This is a genomic window from Hymenobacter qilianensis (genome assembly GCF_014489555.1).
In the GTDB taxonomy this organism is placed as follows: domain Bacteria; phylum Bacteroidota; class Bacteroidia; order Cytophagales; family Hymenobacteraceae; genus Hymenobacter; species Hymenobacter qilianensis.
Genome location: NZ_CP060784.1, coordinates 4,063,643 through 4,077,631 on the forward strand (window position 1 = coordinate 4,063,643; position 13,989 = coordinate 4,077,631).

Sequence of the window (13,989 nt, forward strand, 5' to 3'; positions counted from 1 at the left end):
TCACTTACCTTCACGCAACTATTCCAATTACAAAACAACGGCTTATTCCCGCATGGACCAACAAGATTCTCACCTTTCTGCCCTGCGCGGCACGGGGGTCGCTTTAATTACTCCTTTTACCTCCGCCCCCGACCATGCCGTGGATGTGGAGGCCCTGCGTCGCCTGGTCGATTTCGTGGTAGATGGCGGCGTTGAATACTTGGTTATCAATGGCACAACGGCCGAGTCGCCGACCGTGACGGCATCGGAGCGCGCTGATATTCTGCGCGTTGTGCGGGAGCAAGTGGCTGGTCGGGTACCACTCGTGTATGGCATTGGCGGCAACGATACGGCCGGCGTTGAAAACCTACTGCGCACCACCGACCTGACGGGCGTAATGGCAATTCTCTCGGCCAGTCCTGCCTACAACAAGCCTTCCCAGGCCGGTATCGTGGCCCATTATGAGCGCCTGGCCGATGCCTCTCCCCTGCCTATTATCCTGTACAACGTGCCCGGTCGCACCAGCTCCAATATGACGGCCGCCACGACCCTGCGCCTTGCTCAGCACCCCAATATTATCGGCATCAAAGAAGCCAGCGGCAACCTGGAGCAGTGCATGGCCATTGCCGCCGGTCGGCCCGCCGGCTTCCTGCTCATCAGCGGCGACGATATGCTGACTGTGCCGATGATTTCCTTCGGCGCCGAGGGCGTTATCAGTGTGCTGGGCAATGCCTTCCCCGACCGCATGAGCCGCATGACGCGGGCCGCGCTGGAAGGCAATTTTGCCGAAGCCAGTGAGCTGCTGTTCGGCTTTCTGGATCTGAATCCCTTAATGTATGAAGAAAGCAACCCGGTAGGCGTAAAAGCGGCCCTCGCGGCGCTAGGTGTTTGCTCCGATGCCGTACGCCTGCCTCTCGTCCCGGCTTCGGAGAGCCTGACGGAACGGGTGCGGCAATTAATTTAAGGAACCATCAGTGCAGCAATAAAAAAGCCCCAGACTTGGTCTGGGGGGCTTTTTTATGAAATTAAATGTAAAAATCAGTTACCAGCCGCTCGCCAGCACATCGGCTACGTGCAGGGTTTGGATGGGCTTTTTTTCCCGCCGAATGTAGGCATCCAGGTGCATAAGGCAGCTTGTATCGGTGCTTACGATGTAGCGCGCACCAGTGGCCAGGGCATTTTCTACCTTTTGCTCGGCCATGGCTACCGAAATGGCTTCAAACTTCACGGCAAACGTACCGCCGAAGCCGCAGCAGGTTTCGCTTTCGTCCATTTCCAGGCGCTCCAGGCCCTGCACGGCATCGAGCAACATGCGTGGCGCGGCTTTAATACCACATTCCCGCAGGGCCGAGCAGGAATCGTGGTAGGTGTATTGGCCGGGCAGCTTGGCGCCCGGTATGGACTTGATACCCAGCACATCCACCAAAAACTCTGTCATTTCAAAAATGCGCCGCTGCACCCCGTGGTAGCGGGCCTGGTCGGCGGAGCCTTCAAACAGCTCGGCGTAAGCGTTGCGCACCATGCCCACGCACGACGCCGACGGACTCACGATATACCGATTTTGCCCCCCAGCCGGAAAATCGTCCAGAAACTTGGTGGCCACCTCGCAGCTTTCGGACTTGTAGCCGGCGTTGTAAGCCGGCTGCCCGCAGCAGGTTTGGTTGGCATTATAGTGCACCTCGCAGCCCACGGCTTCCAGCACCTTCACCATGTTCATGGCGGTCTGGGGAAAAAGCTGGTCTACGAAGCAAGGAATGAATAAATCGACGATGGGCATAGCGAAGAATGAAGCGCAAATCGAGGAGGAAAACGGTCGGCGCTTCGCTCAGCGAGCTGACATGGCGCTGGGGGCTTTTTATAGAGCAAAAACGCCGGTTAAAGCAAGTTTTGACCTCAAAACGCTCCGTTTAAGTTACTTTTTACCGAAACCAAAGACTTCCCGGCCGCTGCCTGAGCAATCCGGAAAGCGTCCCGATCAAGGCCCAAATCTACGCCAGTCTCGTCAAAGTAGGCTACCAGTTTTTCGGTGGGCATGTTGCCGGTGAGCTTATCGGTGGCCATCGGGCAGCCGCCTACGCCGCCAATGGCCCCATCGAATCGGCGGCAGCCAGCGCGGTAGGCAGCGTCTACTTTCTCGCGCCAGTATACCGGTGCCGTGTGCAGGTGGGCGCCAAACTCAATTTGGGGGAAGGCCGGAATCAGCTCGCCAAATAAGGGCGTGATGGTAGCGGGCGTGGAAGCGCCGATGGTATCGGAAAGGGCCACGATACGCACGCCCATATCGGCCAGCTGCTGGGTGAAATCGGCTACCACTACCGGGCTCCAGGGGTCACCGTACGGATTACCAAAACCCATCGAAAGGTAGGTTACGAGCGTTTTACCGGCTTTTTCGCATACATTATGCATCTCGGCCAGCTCCGTCATGGCTTCCGCAATAGTCTTGTTAGTGTTGCGCCGCTGAAACGTTTCGGACACCGACAACGGGAAGCCGATGTACTGAATCTGAGAATAGGCCGCAGCCGTTTCGGCACCGCGCAGGTTGGCTACGATAGCCAGCAGCTTGGTGCGGGTGTTGCTCAAATCGAGACCGGCCAGCACTTCTTCCGTATCGCGGAGCTGGGGAATTGCTTTCGCCGACACAAAACTTCCAAAATCCAGGGTATCGAAACCGACGCGAAGCAGAGTATTGAGATAAGCGATTTTGGCCGAGGTGGAAATAAACTCTGGCAAGCCCTGCATGGCATCACGCGGGCATTCTATAAGCTTCATAAAGGAAAGAGCAGAATTGGGTGGGTAGCCTGGGGTGGGCAGGAAACAAAAGTAGAAGGAAATCGGCGGGATTGGTACGAAAAATCCCTGCCCACGCCTTAGCTGATAAGTCTGACTAAGGTCAATTAGTTGCCAGCCTGAATGGAAAAAGGTGGCCATCCCAACATCATTGTCACGTCAGGCTGTGGTTTAGGGTGCCAGGCACACTACCGAACCACTCGGCGGGCTCCGGGGTTGTCTATGCAACTCGTACATCTAACCTAGTCCGCTGCTATTACGCTCCATGCGCACGCCGTTTTATCTGTTGTGCTTTCTAGTGTTGCTTTCTGCCTGTAGCAAGCAGCAAACGTTGCAGGCCATCTTTCAGAAAACCACTCCCCACGAAACCTACGCGCGCCGACTTCGCCAGAGTGGCCTCGACCAAACGGCACTGGGCCGTGACTGGCTCGCCGCCGCCGACCGTGCCCTGCGCGATTCGCTGGTGGTAACACTTCCCTTCCAGGAAACCGGTTTTTTTCGCGCCGACCAGGCCCGGGCGGCCGCTTACCGCTATGCCGTGCGCGAAGGCGAAACCGTGCGCATCAGCCTGACCCTGGATGCCGGCGCCGATGTGCGCGTCTTCCTCGATGCCTTCGAGCTTAGCCCCGACAACACTCCTCCCCGCCTCATCACCTCCGCCGATACGGCCGCAGCTACCTTTAGCTACGTGGCCGAGGACGACCGCCAGCACTTATTGCGGGTGCAGCCTGAGCTGTTGCGCACCGGGCGCTACACCCTTCGCATTCAGCGCGAGCCGTCGCTGGCATTCCCAGTGCAGGGCAAAAACGACGTGGCCGTGGGTAGCTTCTGGGGCGTAGACCGCGACGCCGGCGCCCGGCGCCACGAAGGCATCGATATTTTTGCCAAGCGTGGTACGCCCGTAGTAGCAGTTGCGCCGGGCCTTATTACTCGGGTAAACGAAACGCCCAGAGGCGGCAAAGTGGTCTGGCTGGCCGATACCAAGCATGGCCAGCACATCTACTACGCCCACCTCGACCAACAGCTTGTGCAAGCTGGTCAGACGGTGCAGATTGGGGATACGCTGGGCTTAGTGGGCAATACCGGCAACGCTCGTACTACACCTCCCCATCTACATTTCGGCATTTATAGGGGCGGGCGCGGGGCCGTTGATCCTTTTCCTTTTGTGCGCCGCGCCGATGCATTGCCGCCGGCTCCTCGCACCAGCGCTGAGCGCCTGGGCCAATGGGTGCGCGTGCGGGAGAAGCGTGCCGACCTGCGCTTAAGCCCCGCTGCGAAGGGCGCAACCACCGTGGCAAGTCTGGTGCGCGACACGCCGCTGCTGGTAGTAGGCAGCCAGGCAGATTATTACCGCGTGGAGCATCCTGGGGGGCAAATTGGCTACATCGCCGTCCGTTCAGTAGTGTCGGCTGCGGCAGAACCGCTGCGCCAGGAGCTGCTGGCCGCCGCCACCGATTTGGTAAAGCTGCCTCAAGCCGGTGTCGTGCCTTTTGATACTCTGCCCGCCCGCAGCAGCGTGGCCGTTTTGGGCGAAGTAGGTGGGTATCAGCTGGTGCGCAGCGCGGCAGGTGTGGTAGGCTGGGCCGCTAAAGCAGGTTAAAATAACCATCACTCTTTTAAACACTAAAAAGCCCCTAGAATATCTCTGGGGGCTTTTTTATGACTGCTGTTTATTCCTTTTAAACTTTTACTGGGCAACTACTACCGCGCGCTGCAATTCCTTGGCATACGCAATACGGCGCTCGCGGCCACCCGCCCCGATATAGTCGAAGCCCACGGCCTTGTTGTCGCCCTGAATGGCGGCCCAGACTTGCGGCTCTACATCTTCGGGCTGGTCGGCGTTGCGCGGAATAGCGGGCTGCGTGAACCGATCGTTGCTAAAAAAGGTGTTCATAGCCTTCAAAATAGCTATTTCTTTATCGCGCACCGTGGCCGCGCTGGGGTTTTCCAAATCCCGGTCGCTGAGGAGCGCCGTGGCGGGCATTACCTCATTGCGGATGGTATCGCCGGTGGCATTAATGATGATAAAACGAGCCTGTGCGTTCAGGATTTTTGGCCCCTGCAACAAAAGCACGAAGCTGTCCTTCTCCTTATTGCTGGTGAAGTTATGGCTGGCCCGAACGGTATTCAGAATGCTGCGCTCAGTGAGGCGGGCGCGCTGATTGGGAGGCGTTGGGGTAAAGATTTTACCGTCGCTTTTAGAAGTAGCTGTTTCGCGCTCAGTCGTGATACACGACGCTTGAAACAGTAAAGTAGCCACTGCGGCAGAGAGAAAAAGTTTTTTCATTATAGGCTAAGGAAGTATGCAGGAGTAGTTCGACGACACTACGGATTTGAAACATATAGTGACCAGCTTTCACAGCTAAATTTGTACCAAAGGAAGCATTTTAAAGCGATTTAAACATAAAAAAAGCTGGATTTATCTTAGAATATGGATATTTCATTAGAACAGCCCTAACTCCAGACCTACCACCAGCCGTGGGAACTCCGGGTAACGCGGCGCATCAGCCAGATCCTTAAAGCTATCGGCGAGCCGGTAGCGAGCAACCACAGCGTAGCGGCCCGAACCCAGCCGAGCCCCACCCCGTACGACCAACGGTTTATATAGTTTAGTTTACGCTCCGTTACCTCTATTAGCCCAGCGCCGTTAGTGCCGGGTTTGTCGACGTAGTGATGCGCCGAGCTGATAATCCAGCCGCCCCAGCCCGTCAGGTCGAGGTAGCGGCCCACCACATTACCGCGCCGACCAATGTTCAGGCGGCCATATACTTCGACCTGAGCCTGAGGCAGGGCAATGGTTTCGCGTTTGTGCTGATCAGGGGTAGGCAAAAATTTCTGGTCATTCTGGGCCAGATGATACACTAGGCGAGCATAGCGCAAATCGAGGCCGACTGCCGCCGTCTGCGACAACCGATATTTCTGCCGCATTCCTACAAACACCTCCCCTGATCGACCATAGCGCAACTCAGCGCCGGGACCGTCAAATTTGCCGGCCACGGCCGCATAGCCCAGGTAGAAATGAATGAAGAAAGTCCGATTGGGGCCCGTGTTGGAGCGGAGCGTATCGGCGGCCACATTGCCGCGCAACAGCACACTTTGGGCCTGAACAGCAGGTATGCCCTTGAGCCACATAGTCGCGCAGGCCGCGACCGTCAGCAAGCGCAGAAGCTTCATTGGGCGGAATAAGTAGAAGTGAACCCCGATAATGCACCTGCACCGTGTCGCCGGCGTGCAGGTTGCGCAGAGGTATTTGCAGCACTGCACGCTGTTTCACGTCCAGCACCTCGTACGTGCGCAGCACCCCGCGGCGGTCGGATACGTGCCAGTACAGGTAGCTGGGTGGGTCGGGCAAAGCAGGCGTGGCACCGGCCGGGGGGCTTTTTTCGGCGCCGTCGGATACGGGCGGAGCCAACTCTTCGCGGCCGACGGCCGGCACTGCGGCTAGCTTATCTTTGCTGATGGATGGCGCCTTTACATCCACGGAATCAGAATACAGCGGCAAAGCCCGTGCGGCCACCTGCCCAACACCCGGCCGGATAATCACGGCCAGCATACTATCTGCCTGCGCTACAAAGTCGAAGGTTGCGGCCGTGGGGGGCTTTTTCGGGCCATCTGCCGTGAACCAGGAAGCGCGGGGCATCCCATATCCGTGAGCATAGTCGTAGTAAGGATATAAGTTGGCCGAGGCCTGAAGTTTTTCGAAGAGCTGCATGGCCGTCAGATTGCGGTTTTGCTGCCACGCGCAAGCTGCAAAACCCGCCATCAACGGACTCGCAAATGACGTACCCTGGGTGCGCACATAGCCGCCCGGCGCGGCCGCCAGCACCGTTCCGTAGGCTGTTACATTAGGCTTCAGGCGTCGATCAGCCGTCGGGCCATAGCTGCTGAAGCCGATATGCAGGTAGTTGTCAGGATCGAGGCCACCCACAGCCAGCACGGAGTCACCATCGGCAGGCGTGCCGATGGTGCGCCACTCCGGGTCGAGACCGTCGTTTCCGGCCGCGTTTACCACCAATATTCCCTTGCGTACGGCCATGGCTGCCGCGCGGGCCACGAGGCTATTGCGGCCATTCATCTGCTCAGGGAAGTAGCGGCGGCTAGTGTAGCCCAACGAGGAATTGATAATATCCACTCCTTGGCGGTCAGCCCACTCGGCGGCAGCAAGCCATGCTTCTTCCTCAGCGAATTGCTCGCGGTGCAGCTGCTCGGTGCGAGCCAGCAAAAATTCGGCTTCGGGGGCCAGACCCAGTGCCGTGCCGTCGGGCAAAATGCCGGCTATACACGAGAGCACCTCCGTGCCGTGGCTGCCGCCCGCGTACACATACGGCAGTTTTTTTAGAAAATCATAGGTCGCCAGAATACGCTTACCAGTGCGTAAATGCTGGAACGCCGCGTGCTGGTCGGCCCCAGAAAAGCCTACATCGAAGATAGCAATGCGCAGCCCCCGACCGTCGAGCTTGGCCCTGCGGAAGTCGGCCGCACCAAGGCTGGCCGTTTGGCTGAATGCCAGCTGATGATCAGCGGCTGATACTTCCGGCGTACCACGCTCCGGCGCTCCAGGTTGGGCGGCGGGAAGCATAGGCGCATCGGGGCATCTTTCTATGCTTCGCACACACGGCAGGCGGCGCAAAGCGGCTGCCTGGGCCGGCGTTGCGCGGCAGGAAACAGCATTAAACCAGCGACTTACAAACGCAACTGAATCAACCCCAGCCTGCACTTGACGCAGGTAGTCGGGGCGCACGGGAAAATCGGTGCTGTCGAGGAGGGGCAGCTGCTGGCGTTGGCGGCGAGCCAGGGCCTGGGGGGCAAAATAGGTGGCTGGGTTAAAGCGGACGCCGGCTTTATCGCGCAGAACCACCCAGTAGCGGCCCGTAGAGGGCGGGGCAGCGTAGGCAACATGGCAAACCCCACTCAGCCCCAAACTGAGAAGCAGAAAAAAAGCCCGCACGAAGGAAAAATGAATACGCAAGTGATGCGGCCGTAAAATAGGTAGCTGAAGCAACCACGAAGATACGATAGTAGCGAATGGTGCGTGCTGTCTGGGGGGCTTTTTTACTTTTCCAAACGAAACCAGTACAACGCTTTGCGCTGAAGGTAGCGCGAAAAAGATTTCCCGCTACCTTCAACCCAGCAAGCTCAAGGGTTACCGTAAATGCCTGTTCTGAGCTTATGCTGGTCTTTACTTTCTTCTTAAATCCTTTTTTATGAACTCTACTCTTTCCCGAACCGCCCTAGTGGCACTTTGGAGCGCCGGCACCCTTATGCTCGGCGGCTGCAATAAGAAAGAAATAGCAGCCCTGCAGCAGCAAAACGCGGAGCTGCTCAGCTCCCGCGAACAATTGCAAGCCCAAAAATCGGCGCTGGAACAGGAGAAAGCTCAAACGGAGGAAGCTTTGCGCTCCAACCTGTTGAGCAAAAATCAGGAAGTCAACCAGTTGAATGAGAATCTGGGCACCACTAAGGAGCAGTTGCAGGACCGCGAGCAGCGAATCGCCGAGCTGCAGCGCGTGCTCGATCAGAAGGAAGCGGCCGTAAAGGCCCTGCGCCAAAAGGTGGGCGACGCGCTGCTGGGCTTCAATGCCAATGATCTGACGGTGAACGTGAAGAACGGCAAAGTGTACGTTTCGCTTTCCGAGCAGCTGTTGTTTAAGTCAGGCTCCACTGTTGTTGATCCGAAAGGTCAGGAGGCGCTGAAGAAGCTCGCCACTGCCCTCAAAGGCAACCAGGATGTGAACGTATTGGTGGAAGGCCATACCGACAATGTGCCCATTGCCCGTGGCACGGCCGGCATGAAAGACAACTGGGATTTGAGCGTGCTGCGCGCCACCGAAATCACCCGCATCCTGACCACGGCCGGCCTCACTCCTGCTCAGGTCACACCGTCGGGTCGGGCCCAATATCTCCCCATCACAGCCAATGCCACACCCGCAGAGAAGGCCCAAAACCGTCGCACCGAGATTATCCTGACGCCCAAGCTCGATGAGCTTTTCCAGATTTTGGAAGCTAACTAAGTCGCCTGTTTGCTCGTTGTTCAGCCTGCTCGCTGCATGGAATATTAAGATGACTGAAGCTAGTCTTATCGGTCGTTTTTTATAGAAGATTAACAACACAAATGGCTCAAAAAGAAACGGCTGCCCCAAGCGAGGCAGCCGTTTCTTTTTGAGCCATTTGTGTATTTATTCAGACGAGTGCTTGCCGTTTGATGATCATTTATACAGTCTTAAATTGCAATCATAAATTATTCATTATAAACAAATTCAAGCCAACATGTTAAACCTGTAGTTTCAAAGTAAATTCTTCAATTGCCAGCCAGTGCTGGCCGTCGTGGCGAAAGAGCTGCAGGCTGCTCGCAAAGAAGGATGCGGCATAGGAACGGGCCTGAAAAAGCTGACGCAACGCCGACACCTGGCTGGGGGGCAAATCGCGGGTGGCCAGGGTCATATGCGGAGTAAAAGGCCGCGTTTCAAGCGGGATATCTGCCAGACGCGCCGCACACCAACCAGTTAGGTCTGCGTGGAAAGCCTGCAAGGCCGCAGCCTCCGTCACGCGCACAAACAAGGTGCGGTTACCAAACCAATCGAAACCATTTAAGCCTACGCTGAACGGCTCCTCTAGGGCGGCAAAATCACGCAGCTCTATGCGCAGTGCCGCCTCCACTTCCGCCGCTTGCCGCCACGGCGGAATGAGCGTGATGTGCGCCGGCAAACGCACTGCATTGCGGCTGCCCGTCAGCGTGTGCACCTCCTGCTTCATCGCCCAGACCTCGGAAGAAATCGGCTCGGGGGGCAAAATGGCGACAAGGTATAGCGGGTCCATATTTCCCTTACGTATGTGGCCATACTACCGATGAAGCTCTAAAGGCAGATTTGCTTTTAGTCGTAAAATGATTGTTGTATACCACCCAGTTGTCATGCTGAGGCCCGAAGGACCTTCTGCCAGTGGAACAAATCGTTCTTCTGGCAGAAGGTCCTTCGGGCCTCAGCATGACAGACGGGCGGAACACAGGCTACACAACGCCTGCGACGATTGTGACGCGAATACGCTTCTCTACAAACCGTATTTGCTTAGCAAATACACCAGCGCGGCCATGCTCGCGCCGCCAAGCTCCAGCTCGCGGCGGTTTACTTTGTCGAAAGTATCGGCGGCGGTGTGGTGAATATCGAAGTAGCGCTGGGAGTCGCAGTCGTAGCCGATGAGCACTTTTGCCTGGTCTTTCAGGGGCCAATATCGGTGCCGCCGTGACCGACCACGAACTCGCCGCTGCCGTAGGGGACAAATAACGAGCGCCACTGCTGCATCCGGGTCACGGTCTCCGGGTTTGTCGTTTCCAGGGCAAAGCCACGGGGCGTAAAGCCGCCACCATCTGATTCCATGGCCGCTAAGTGCTTCTCGTTAGCCGCTTTAGCCAACTCAGCGTACTTTATACCGCCCCGGTTGCCGTTCTCTTCATTCATAAACATGACGGCGCGCACGGTGCGCTCCGGCTTCAGGCCAGTAGCTTTCAGCAGCCGCAGCACTTCCATGCTTTGCACGCAGCCCGTGCCATCATCGTGGGCACCTTGGCCCATGTCCCAAGAGTCGAGGTGGCCGCCAACGGTGATAATTTCGTCGGGGTACTTAGAGCCTTTAATCTCGCCAATTACGTTGTACGATTTCACGTCGGGCAACGTCTGGCAAGCCATTTCAAGCTCAAAGGTTAGGTTTTTGTCGGCTTTAAGCAATTGACTGAGGCGGTCGGCGCCGTTGGTGCTGAGAGCAGCGGCGGGCACTTTAGCCACATTGTCTTCGTAGCGCATGGTGCCCGTGTGGGGGAAGTCGTCGTGGGCTAGACTAAGCGAACGGACCAAGGCGCCCACAGCCCCGCGCTTGGCGGCGGCAGAGGCACCGGCGCGGCGCTGGTCACCGGCTTCTCCGTAGGCCTTGCCGGTTTCAATATAAGTAGGGTTCATGGGACGGTTGAAGAACACAAACTTGCCCTTCACTTTCTCTTCCGGCATAGCCGCCAATTCATCCAGACTCTGCACCTCCACTACCTGAGCGCGCAACTTGCCATTGGTGCCCACCGAGCCACCCAGCGCGCAAACCGGTACATCTACTCCTTTGCCTTTTGCGGCCTTAATCTGCCCTTTTTCCTTCGCCCCGCGCACCCAGTGCGGCACTATTACTTCCTGCAAGTATACGCGGTCGAGGCCCAGCTTTTCCATCGTCACTTTGCTCCAGTCTACTGCCTGTTGGGCCTGGGGCGAGCCAGCCAACCGTCCACCAATTTGGCCGGTGAGGTGGCGCAGGTTTTCGTAGCTCTGCCCCCGCAACAGGGCCTCGTCATAAATGCGGCGAATATTCAAAGAATCGGTTTGGGGGGCTTTTTGGGCCAGCGTGGGCGTAGTCAGCAATAGGGAAGCAACGCCCGCAAGCAGCGGGTAGCGAGAAACGAAAGAGGGCATAAAAAGCAAAAATGAGGAGATAAAAGCAGTCTGAGTAGCTAAAGTACAAGGAAACGCTACATGGGTTGCAACCACGCACTCGGCTACACAGCAAGAAAGCCCGGTCATCGAATGATCGGGCTTTCTTGCTGTTGTAATTTTTCTAGCTGGCAGGCATGAATCGCCCACTGAATGAAAGATTCTAATGCTCTGCCCCGAATCGGTGCGTAACCACCGTTGCTTCGCCTGTGGGGGCACTTTTACTTCGAATAGATAATCATACTCACCATCCTCAACCGTGGTAATCTCCGATTTGGCCCCCAGCGCCGAAACCAAAGGCAGCAGCGTATTCGAGTGGCCCACAACCAGTACCGTTTTGCCCTTCTGCTCCTGCAGGATGCGCGCGGCCAGGTCGGCGGGCTTATCATAGACTTGGGGCGTACGCTGCAAGGCGGTAGCCAATGGAGCGGCCGTAGCACGGCTACGAACGGTATTCGTCACGTAGAGCGTCTCGATATTGCGGCTGCCCAGGGTGTCGCGCAGCGTGAGTGCCCGCTGCTCACCGGTAGGCGTCAGGGGCGGATCGGTGAGGGCCGGATCAGTTTCTTTTTCGGCGTGGCGCACTACATAAATCGTGGTTACGGCCGCGCCGGGGAGCTTTTCAGCAGTAGAACCAGATGCAGTTGGTCGCTCCGACGAGCAGCCGACGACCGCACTTAACAGCAAAGCCAAGGAGGGAATCAGGTGTAAAAAGCGCATAGAGAATGGAGGAAAGTGTGAGGCAATAACGCCGAGCTAAGCGCCAGGTTGCATTATTTGAGCGCCATAATCTGCTTTAGCTCAGCCTCGGTCACGGTGAGCAGCCCTACTTTGGGCAAACGAGCCGTGAGCGTGCGCCAGTCGGGCTCCTGCTTGAAAATGGGCTGAAGCAGCTTCAGAGCGGCAGGTACTTGCTTATTGTTGGCGAGCGTGATGGCATGCCAGTAGCGCATTTCTAGGTTCTCCGGAAACATCTTCTCAGCGGTTTGGTATTCGCGCATGGCGCCGGCCATGTCGTTTTTCTCTACGGCTAAGTCGCCGGCATTCATATGGTTATAGGCACGGTGCAGGCGCAGCAGGCGGTCCAGCTCTTTCAATGGGGCTGGGTTATCATCAACGCGCAAATCAATTAGCCTATCCTCCCACGGAGCATTGGTAGCTTGGCCACGCACCACCAGCAGGGCCGCCGACTGCTTGCCCCGAATGTCACCACCTACGGCTTGAGCCGCATTTAGCGCCGCCATCACGCGCTCAGCCAGGGGCAGATTAGCGCTTTGCTCAAATGCTTTGGCCATGGCCGGCCACACCTTCTCGCTGAGCATCATATTGGCCTGCACCGAAAACTCTTTGCCGGTGATATGGCCCGCGTAATCCACGCATTTCTCGCCGGTATGAGCGGCCACATTGCCTTTCGCATCCAGAATGGCTACCTGGCGCACGGCCTTGCCTTCATCGGTGCTGAGCAGCTCGTCGAGGGTTTGCTGGGCAGTTTTGCCGCTTTTCATCAAAGCCAAGCCCCGCATTCCGAAGGACTTATTGGTAAACGACTGCGTAGCAACCACGCCTACCCCGGCCTCGCCCCAGCTTACCGACGTGCCCACCGAAAACCAGTGGCTTTGCACAGCCACGGCCATTTCGCCCGTTTTGGGGTCGCGGGCCACGATGGAAAACGTGTGGGCCAGCGGCTCGGTGGCCGAATATACCTGAGCGGAAGCGTTGGGCAACAGACTGAGCAGCATAGGCAGTACTAGTAAAACTGTGTGTCTGAGGAGCATAAAAAAAGTAGTTTTGGATGGTTCGCGGTTCAAGATACAGCCGTTTCCGACTCAGGGTGTTTTCACGGGCACTTTGTTGTTAGCGCCCCTTCCCAATAACTGCCTTACTCTCTTCCCTTTGAGCATCGCCCCTGCCCCGCCCGTTATCCGCGTCCGCGACCTGAGTAAGCACTACCCCGGCCATGTGGCGGTGCAAAATGTGTCGTTTGAGCTGGCGCTGGGCGAAACCCTGGTGCTGCTGGGTCCGAGCGGGTGCGGCAAAACTACGTTGCTCAAAATGCTGAATCGCCTCATCGAGCCGACCTCCGGCACGGTGGAAATCAACGGTGTGGTGGTGGGCCGGCAGCAGCCGGAAGTATTGCGGCGCGGCATTGGCTACGTGATTCAGCAAGTGGGCCTGCTGCCGCACTACACCGTGGCCGAAAATGTGGGGGTGGTGCCGCGCCTGCTGGGACATGCGCCGACGGCAATTGCGGAGCGCACCAACGCCTTGCTCACGCGCCTGCATTTGCCCCCCAAGCGCTTTGCTCACCAGTATCCGCACCAGCTCAGCGGCGGGCAGCAGCAACGCGTGGGACTAGCCCGCGCCCTGGCCGCCGACCCGCCCATCATGCTCCTCGATGAACCCTTCGGCGCCCTCGACCCGGTGACGCGGGCCGGCATCCGGCGGAAGTTTCGGGAGCTGGAAGAATTGCGCACGAAAACGATGGTGCTGGTAACCCACGACGTGACCGAAGCCTTCGAGCTGGCCGACCGTATTGCCCTGCTCAACGGAGGGCAAATTCAGCAATTAGGCACGCCGCACGAACTGCTGTTTCGGCCGGCCAATGACTTCGTCCGCGACTTCTTCGCCGCCGAGCGGCTAGCTCTACAACTGCACACGTTGCGCCTCCGTGAGCTACTCCCATTTTTGCCCCCAGCACTTTATCGGCTTCATTAGACAAGCTAAACTCACATGAAACAACTAGCTCATTATCAATTGTTAA

The 13,989-nt window shown here is 57.4% G+C and carries 13 protein-coding genes; 4 read left to right on the forward strand and 9 right to left on the reverse strand.

Annotation, left to right across the window (positions count from 1 at the left end; genetic code table 11):
- Window positions 1-52 precede the first annotated feature (52 nt).
- Complete coding sequence (gene dapA, locus H9L05_RS18375; RefSeq protein ID WP_187732148.1) at window positions 53-943, forward strand: 4-hydroxy-tetrahydrodipicolinate synthase; 891 nt, start codon at window positions 53-55, stop codon at window positions 941-943.
- A gap of 78 nt (window positions 944-1,021) precedes the next feature.
- Here dapA and H9L05_RS18380 read toward each other — a convergent pair whose 3' ends face one another.
- Both H9L05_RS18380 and H9L05_RS18385 read right to left on the reverse strand, forming a co-directional pair.
- Window positions 1,022-1,756, reverse strand: coding sequence for a (Fe-S)-binding protein (locus H9L05_RS18380; RefSeq protein ID WP_187732149.1), 735 nt, complete (start codon window positions 1,754-1,756; stop codon window positions 1,022-1,024).
- Between the two features lie 116 nt (window positions 1,757-1,872).
- Window positions 1,873-2,748 carry a hydroxymethylglutaryl-CoA lyase gene (locus H9L05_RS18385; RefSeq protein ID WP_187732150.1) on the reverse strand — a complete coding sequence of 292 codons (876 nt, stop codon included), beginning with the start codon at window positions 2,746-2,748 and terminating at the stop codon, window positions 1,873-1,875.
- 283 nt (window positions 2,749-3,031) lie between these two features.
- Here H9L05_RS18385 and H9L05_RS18390 point away from each other — a divergent pair, with 283 nt between their 5' ends.
- Complete coding sequence (locus H9L05_RS18390) at window positions 3,032-4,366, forward strand: M23 family metallopeptidase (RefSeq protein ID WP_223284557.1); 1,335 nt, start codon at window positions 3,032-3,034, stop codon at window positions 4,364-4,366.
- Between the two features lie 87 nt (window positions 4,367-4,453).
- Here H9L05_RS18390 and H9L05_RS18395 read toward each other — a convergent pair whose 3' ends face one another.
- From H9L05_RS18395 to H9L05_RS18405, 3 genes are all read right to left on the reverse strand, one after another.
- Window positions 4,454-5,053, reverse strand: coding sequence for a hypothetical protein (locus H9L05_RS18395; protein WP_187732151.1), 600 nt, complete (start codon window positions 5,051-5,053; stop codon window positions 4,454-4,456).
- Between the two features lie 179 nt (window positions 5,054-5,232).
- Window positions 5,233-5,841 (reverse strand): hypothetical protein, encoded by a 609-nt coding sequence (locus tag H9L05_RS18400; RefSeq protein ID WP_187732152.1) that lies wholly within the window; start codon window positions 5,839-5,841, stop codon window positions 5,233-5,235.
- Entirely contained in the window at window positions 5,747-7,735 is a 1,989-nt protein-coding gene (locus H9L05_RS18405) for a S8 family serine peptidase (RefSeq protein ID WP_187732153.1), read from the reverse strand. The genes H9L05_RS18400 and H9L05_RS18405 overlap by 95 nt, the downstream gene beginning before the upstream one ends.
- A 235-nt stretch (window positions 7,736-7,970) precedes the next feature.
- On the opposite strand from H9L05_RS18405, the gene H9L05_RS18410 reads away from it, so the two are divergent.
- Window positions 7,971-8,777 (forward strand): OmpA/MotB family protein, encoded by an 807-nt coding sequence (locus H9L05_RS18410; RefSeq protein ID WP_187732154.1) that lies wholly within the window; start codon window positions 7,971-7,973, stop codon window positions 8,775-8,777.
- Window positions 8,778-9,036: 259 nt separating this feature from the next.
- Here the strand turns inward: H9L05_RS18410 and H9L05_RS18415 are convergent, their stop codons facing one another.
- The 4 genes from H9L05_RS18415 to H9L05_RS18430 form a co-directional block, all read right to left on the reverse strand.
- Window positions 9,037-9,582 carry a 2'-5' RNA ligase family protein gene (locus H9L05_RS18415; protein ID WP_187732155.1) on the reverse strand — a complete coding sequence of 182 codons (546 nt, stop codon included), beginning with the start codon at window positions 9,580-9,582 and terminating at the stop codon, window positions 9,037-9,039.
- A gap of 231 nt (window positions 9,583-9,813) precedes the next feature.
- Window positions 9,814-9,966 carry a hypothetical protein gene (locus tag H9L05_RS26425; RefSeq protein ID WP_317175009.1) on the reverse strand — a complete coding sequence of 51 codons (153 nt, stop codon included), beginning with the start codon at window positions 9,964-9,966 and terminating at the stop codon, window positions 9,814-9,816.
- A gap of 14 nt (window positions 9,967-9,980) precedes the next feature.
- Window positions 9,981-11,948 (reverse strand): M28 family peptidase, encoded by a 1,968-nt coding sequence (locus H9L05_RS26430; RefSeq protein ID WP_317175010.1) that lies wholly within the window; start codon window positions 11,946-11,948, stop codon window positions 9,981-9,983.
- A gap of 53 nt (window positions 11,949-12,001) precedes the next feature.
- On the reverse strand, window positions 12,002-12,967 hold the full coding sequence (locus H9L05_RS18430) for a DUF1028 domain-containing protein (protein WP_223284558.1): 966 nt from the start codon (window positions 12,965-12,967) through the stop codon (window positions 12,002-12,004).
- Window positions 12,968-13,121: 154 nt separating this feature from the next.
- Here H9L05_RS18430 and H9L05_RS18435 point away from each other — a divergent pair, with 154 nt between their 5' ends.
- Complete coding sequence (locus tag H9L05_RS18435) at window positions 13,122-13,943, forward strand: ABC transporter ATP-binding protein (RefSeq protein WP_223284559.1); 822 nt, start codon at window positions 13,122-13,124, stop codon at window positions 13,941-13,943.
- Window positions 13,944-13,989: the final 46 nt, after the last annotated feature.

Coding starts and splice junctions, on each gene's coding strand:
- dapA (WP_187732148.1), top strand. CDS start 53: ATGGACCAACAAGATTCTCACCTTTCTGCCCTGCGCGGCACGGGGGTC.
- H9L05_RS18380 (WP_187732149.1), bottom strand. CDS start 1,756: ATGCCCATCGTCGATTTATTCATTCCTTGCTTCGTAGACCAGCTTTTT.
- H9L05_RS18385 (WP_187732150.1), bottom strand. CDS start 2,748: ATGAAGCTTATAGAATGCCCGCGTGATGCCATGCAGGGCTTGCCAGAG.
- H9L05_RS18390 (WP_223284557.1), top strand. CDS start 3,032: ATGCGCACGCCGTTTTATCTGTTGTGCTTTCTAGTGTTGCTTTCTGCC.
- H9L05_RS18395 (WP_187732151.1), bottom strand. CDS start 5,053: ATGAAAAAACTTTTTCTCTCTGCCGCAGTGGCTACTTTACTGTTTCAA.
- H9L05_RS18410 (WP_187732154.1), top strand. CDS start 7,971: ATGAACTCTACTCTTTCCCGAACCGCCCTAGTGGCACTTTGGAGCGCC.
- H9L05_RS18415 (WP_187732155.1), bottom strand. CDS start 9,582: ATGGACCCGCTATACCTTGTCGCCATTTTGCCCCCCGAGCCGATTTCT.
- H9L05_RS26430 (WP_317175010.1), bottom strand. CDS start 11,948: ATGCGCTTTTTACACCTGATTCCCTCCTTGGCTTTGCTGTTAAGTGCG.
- H9L05_RS18430 (WP_223284558.1), bottom strand. CDS start 12,967: ATGCTGCTCAGTCTGTTGCCCAACGCTTCCGCTCAGGTATATTCGGCC.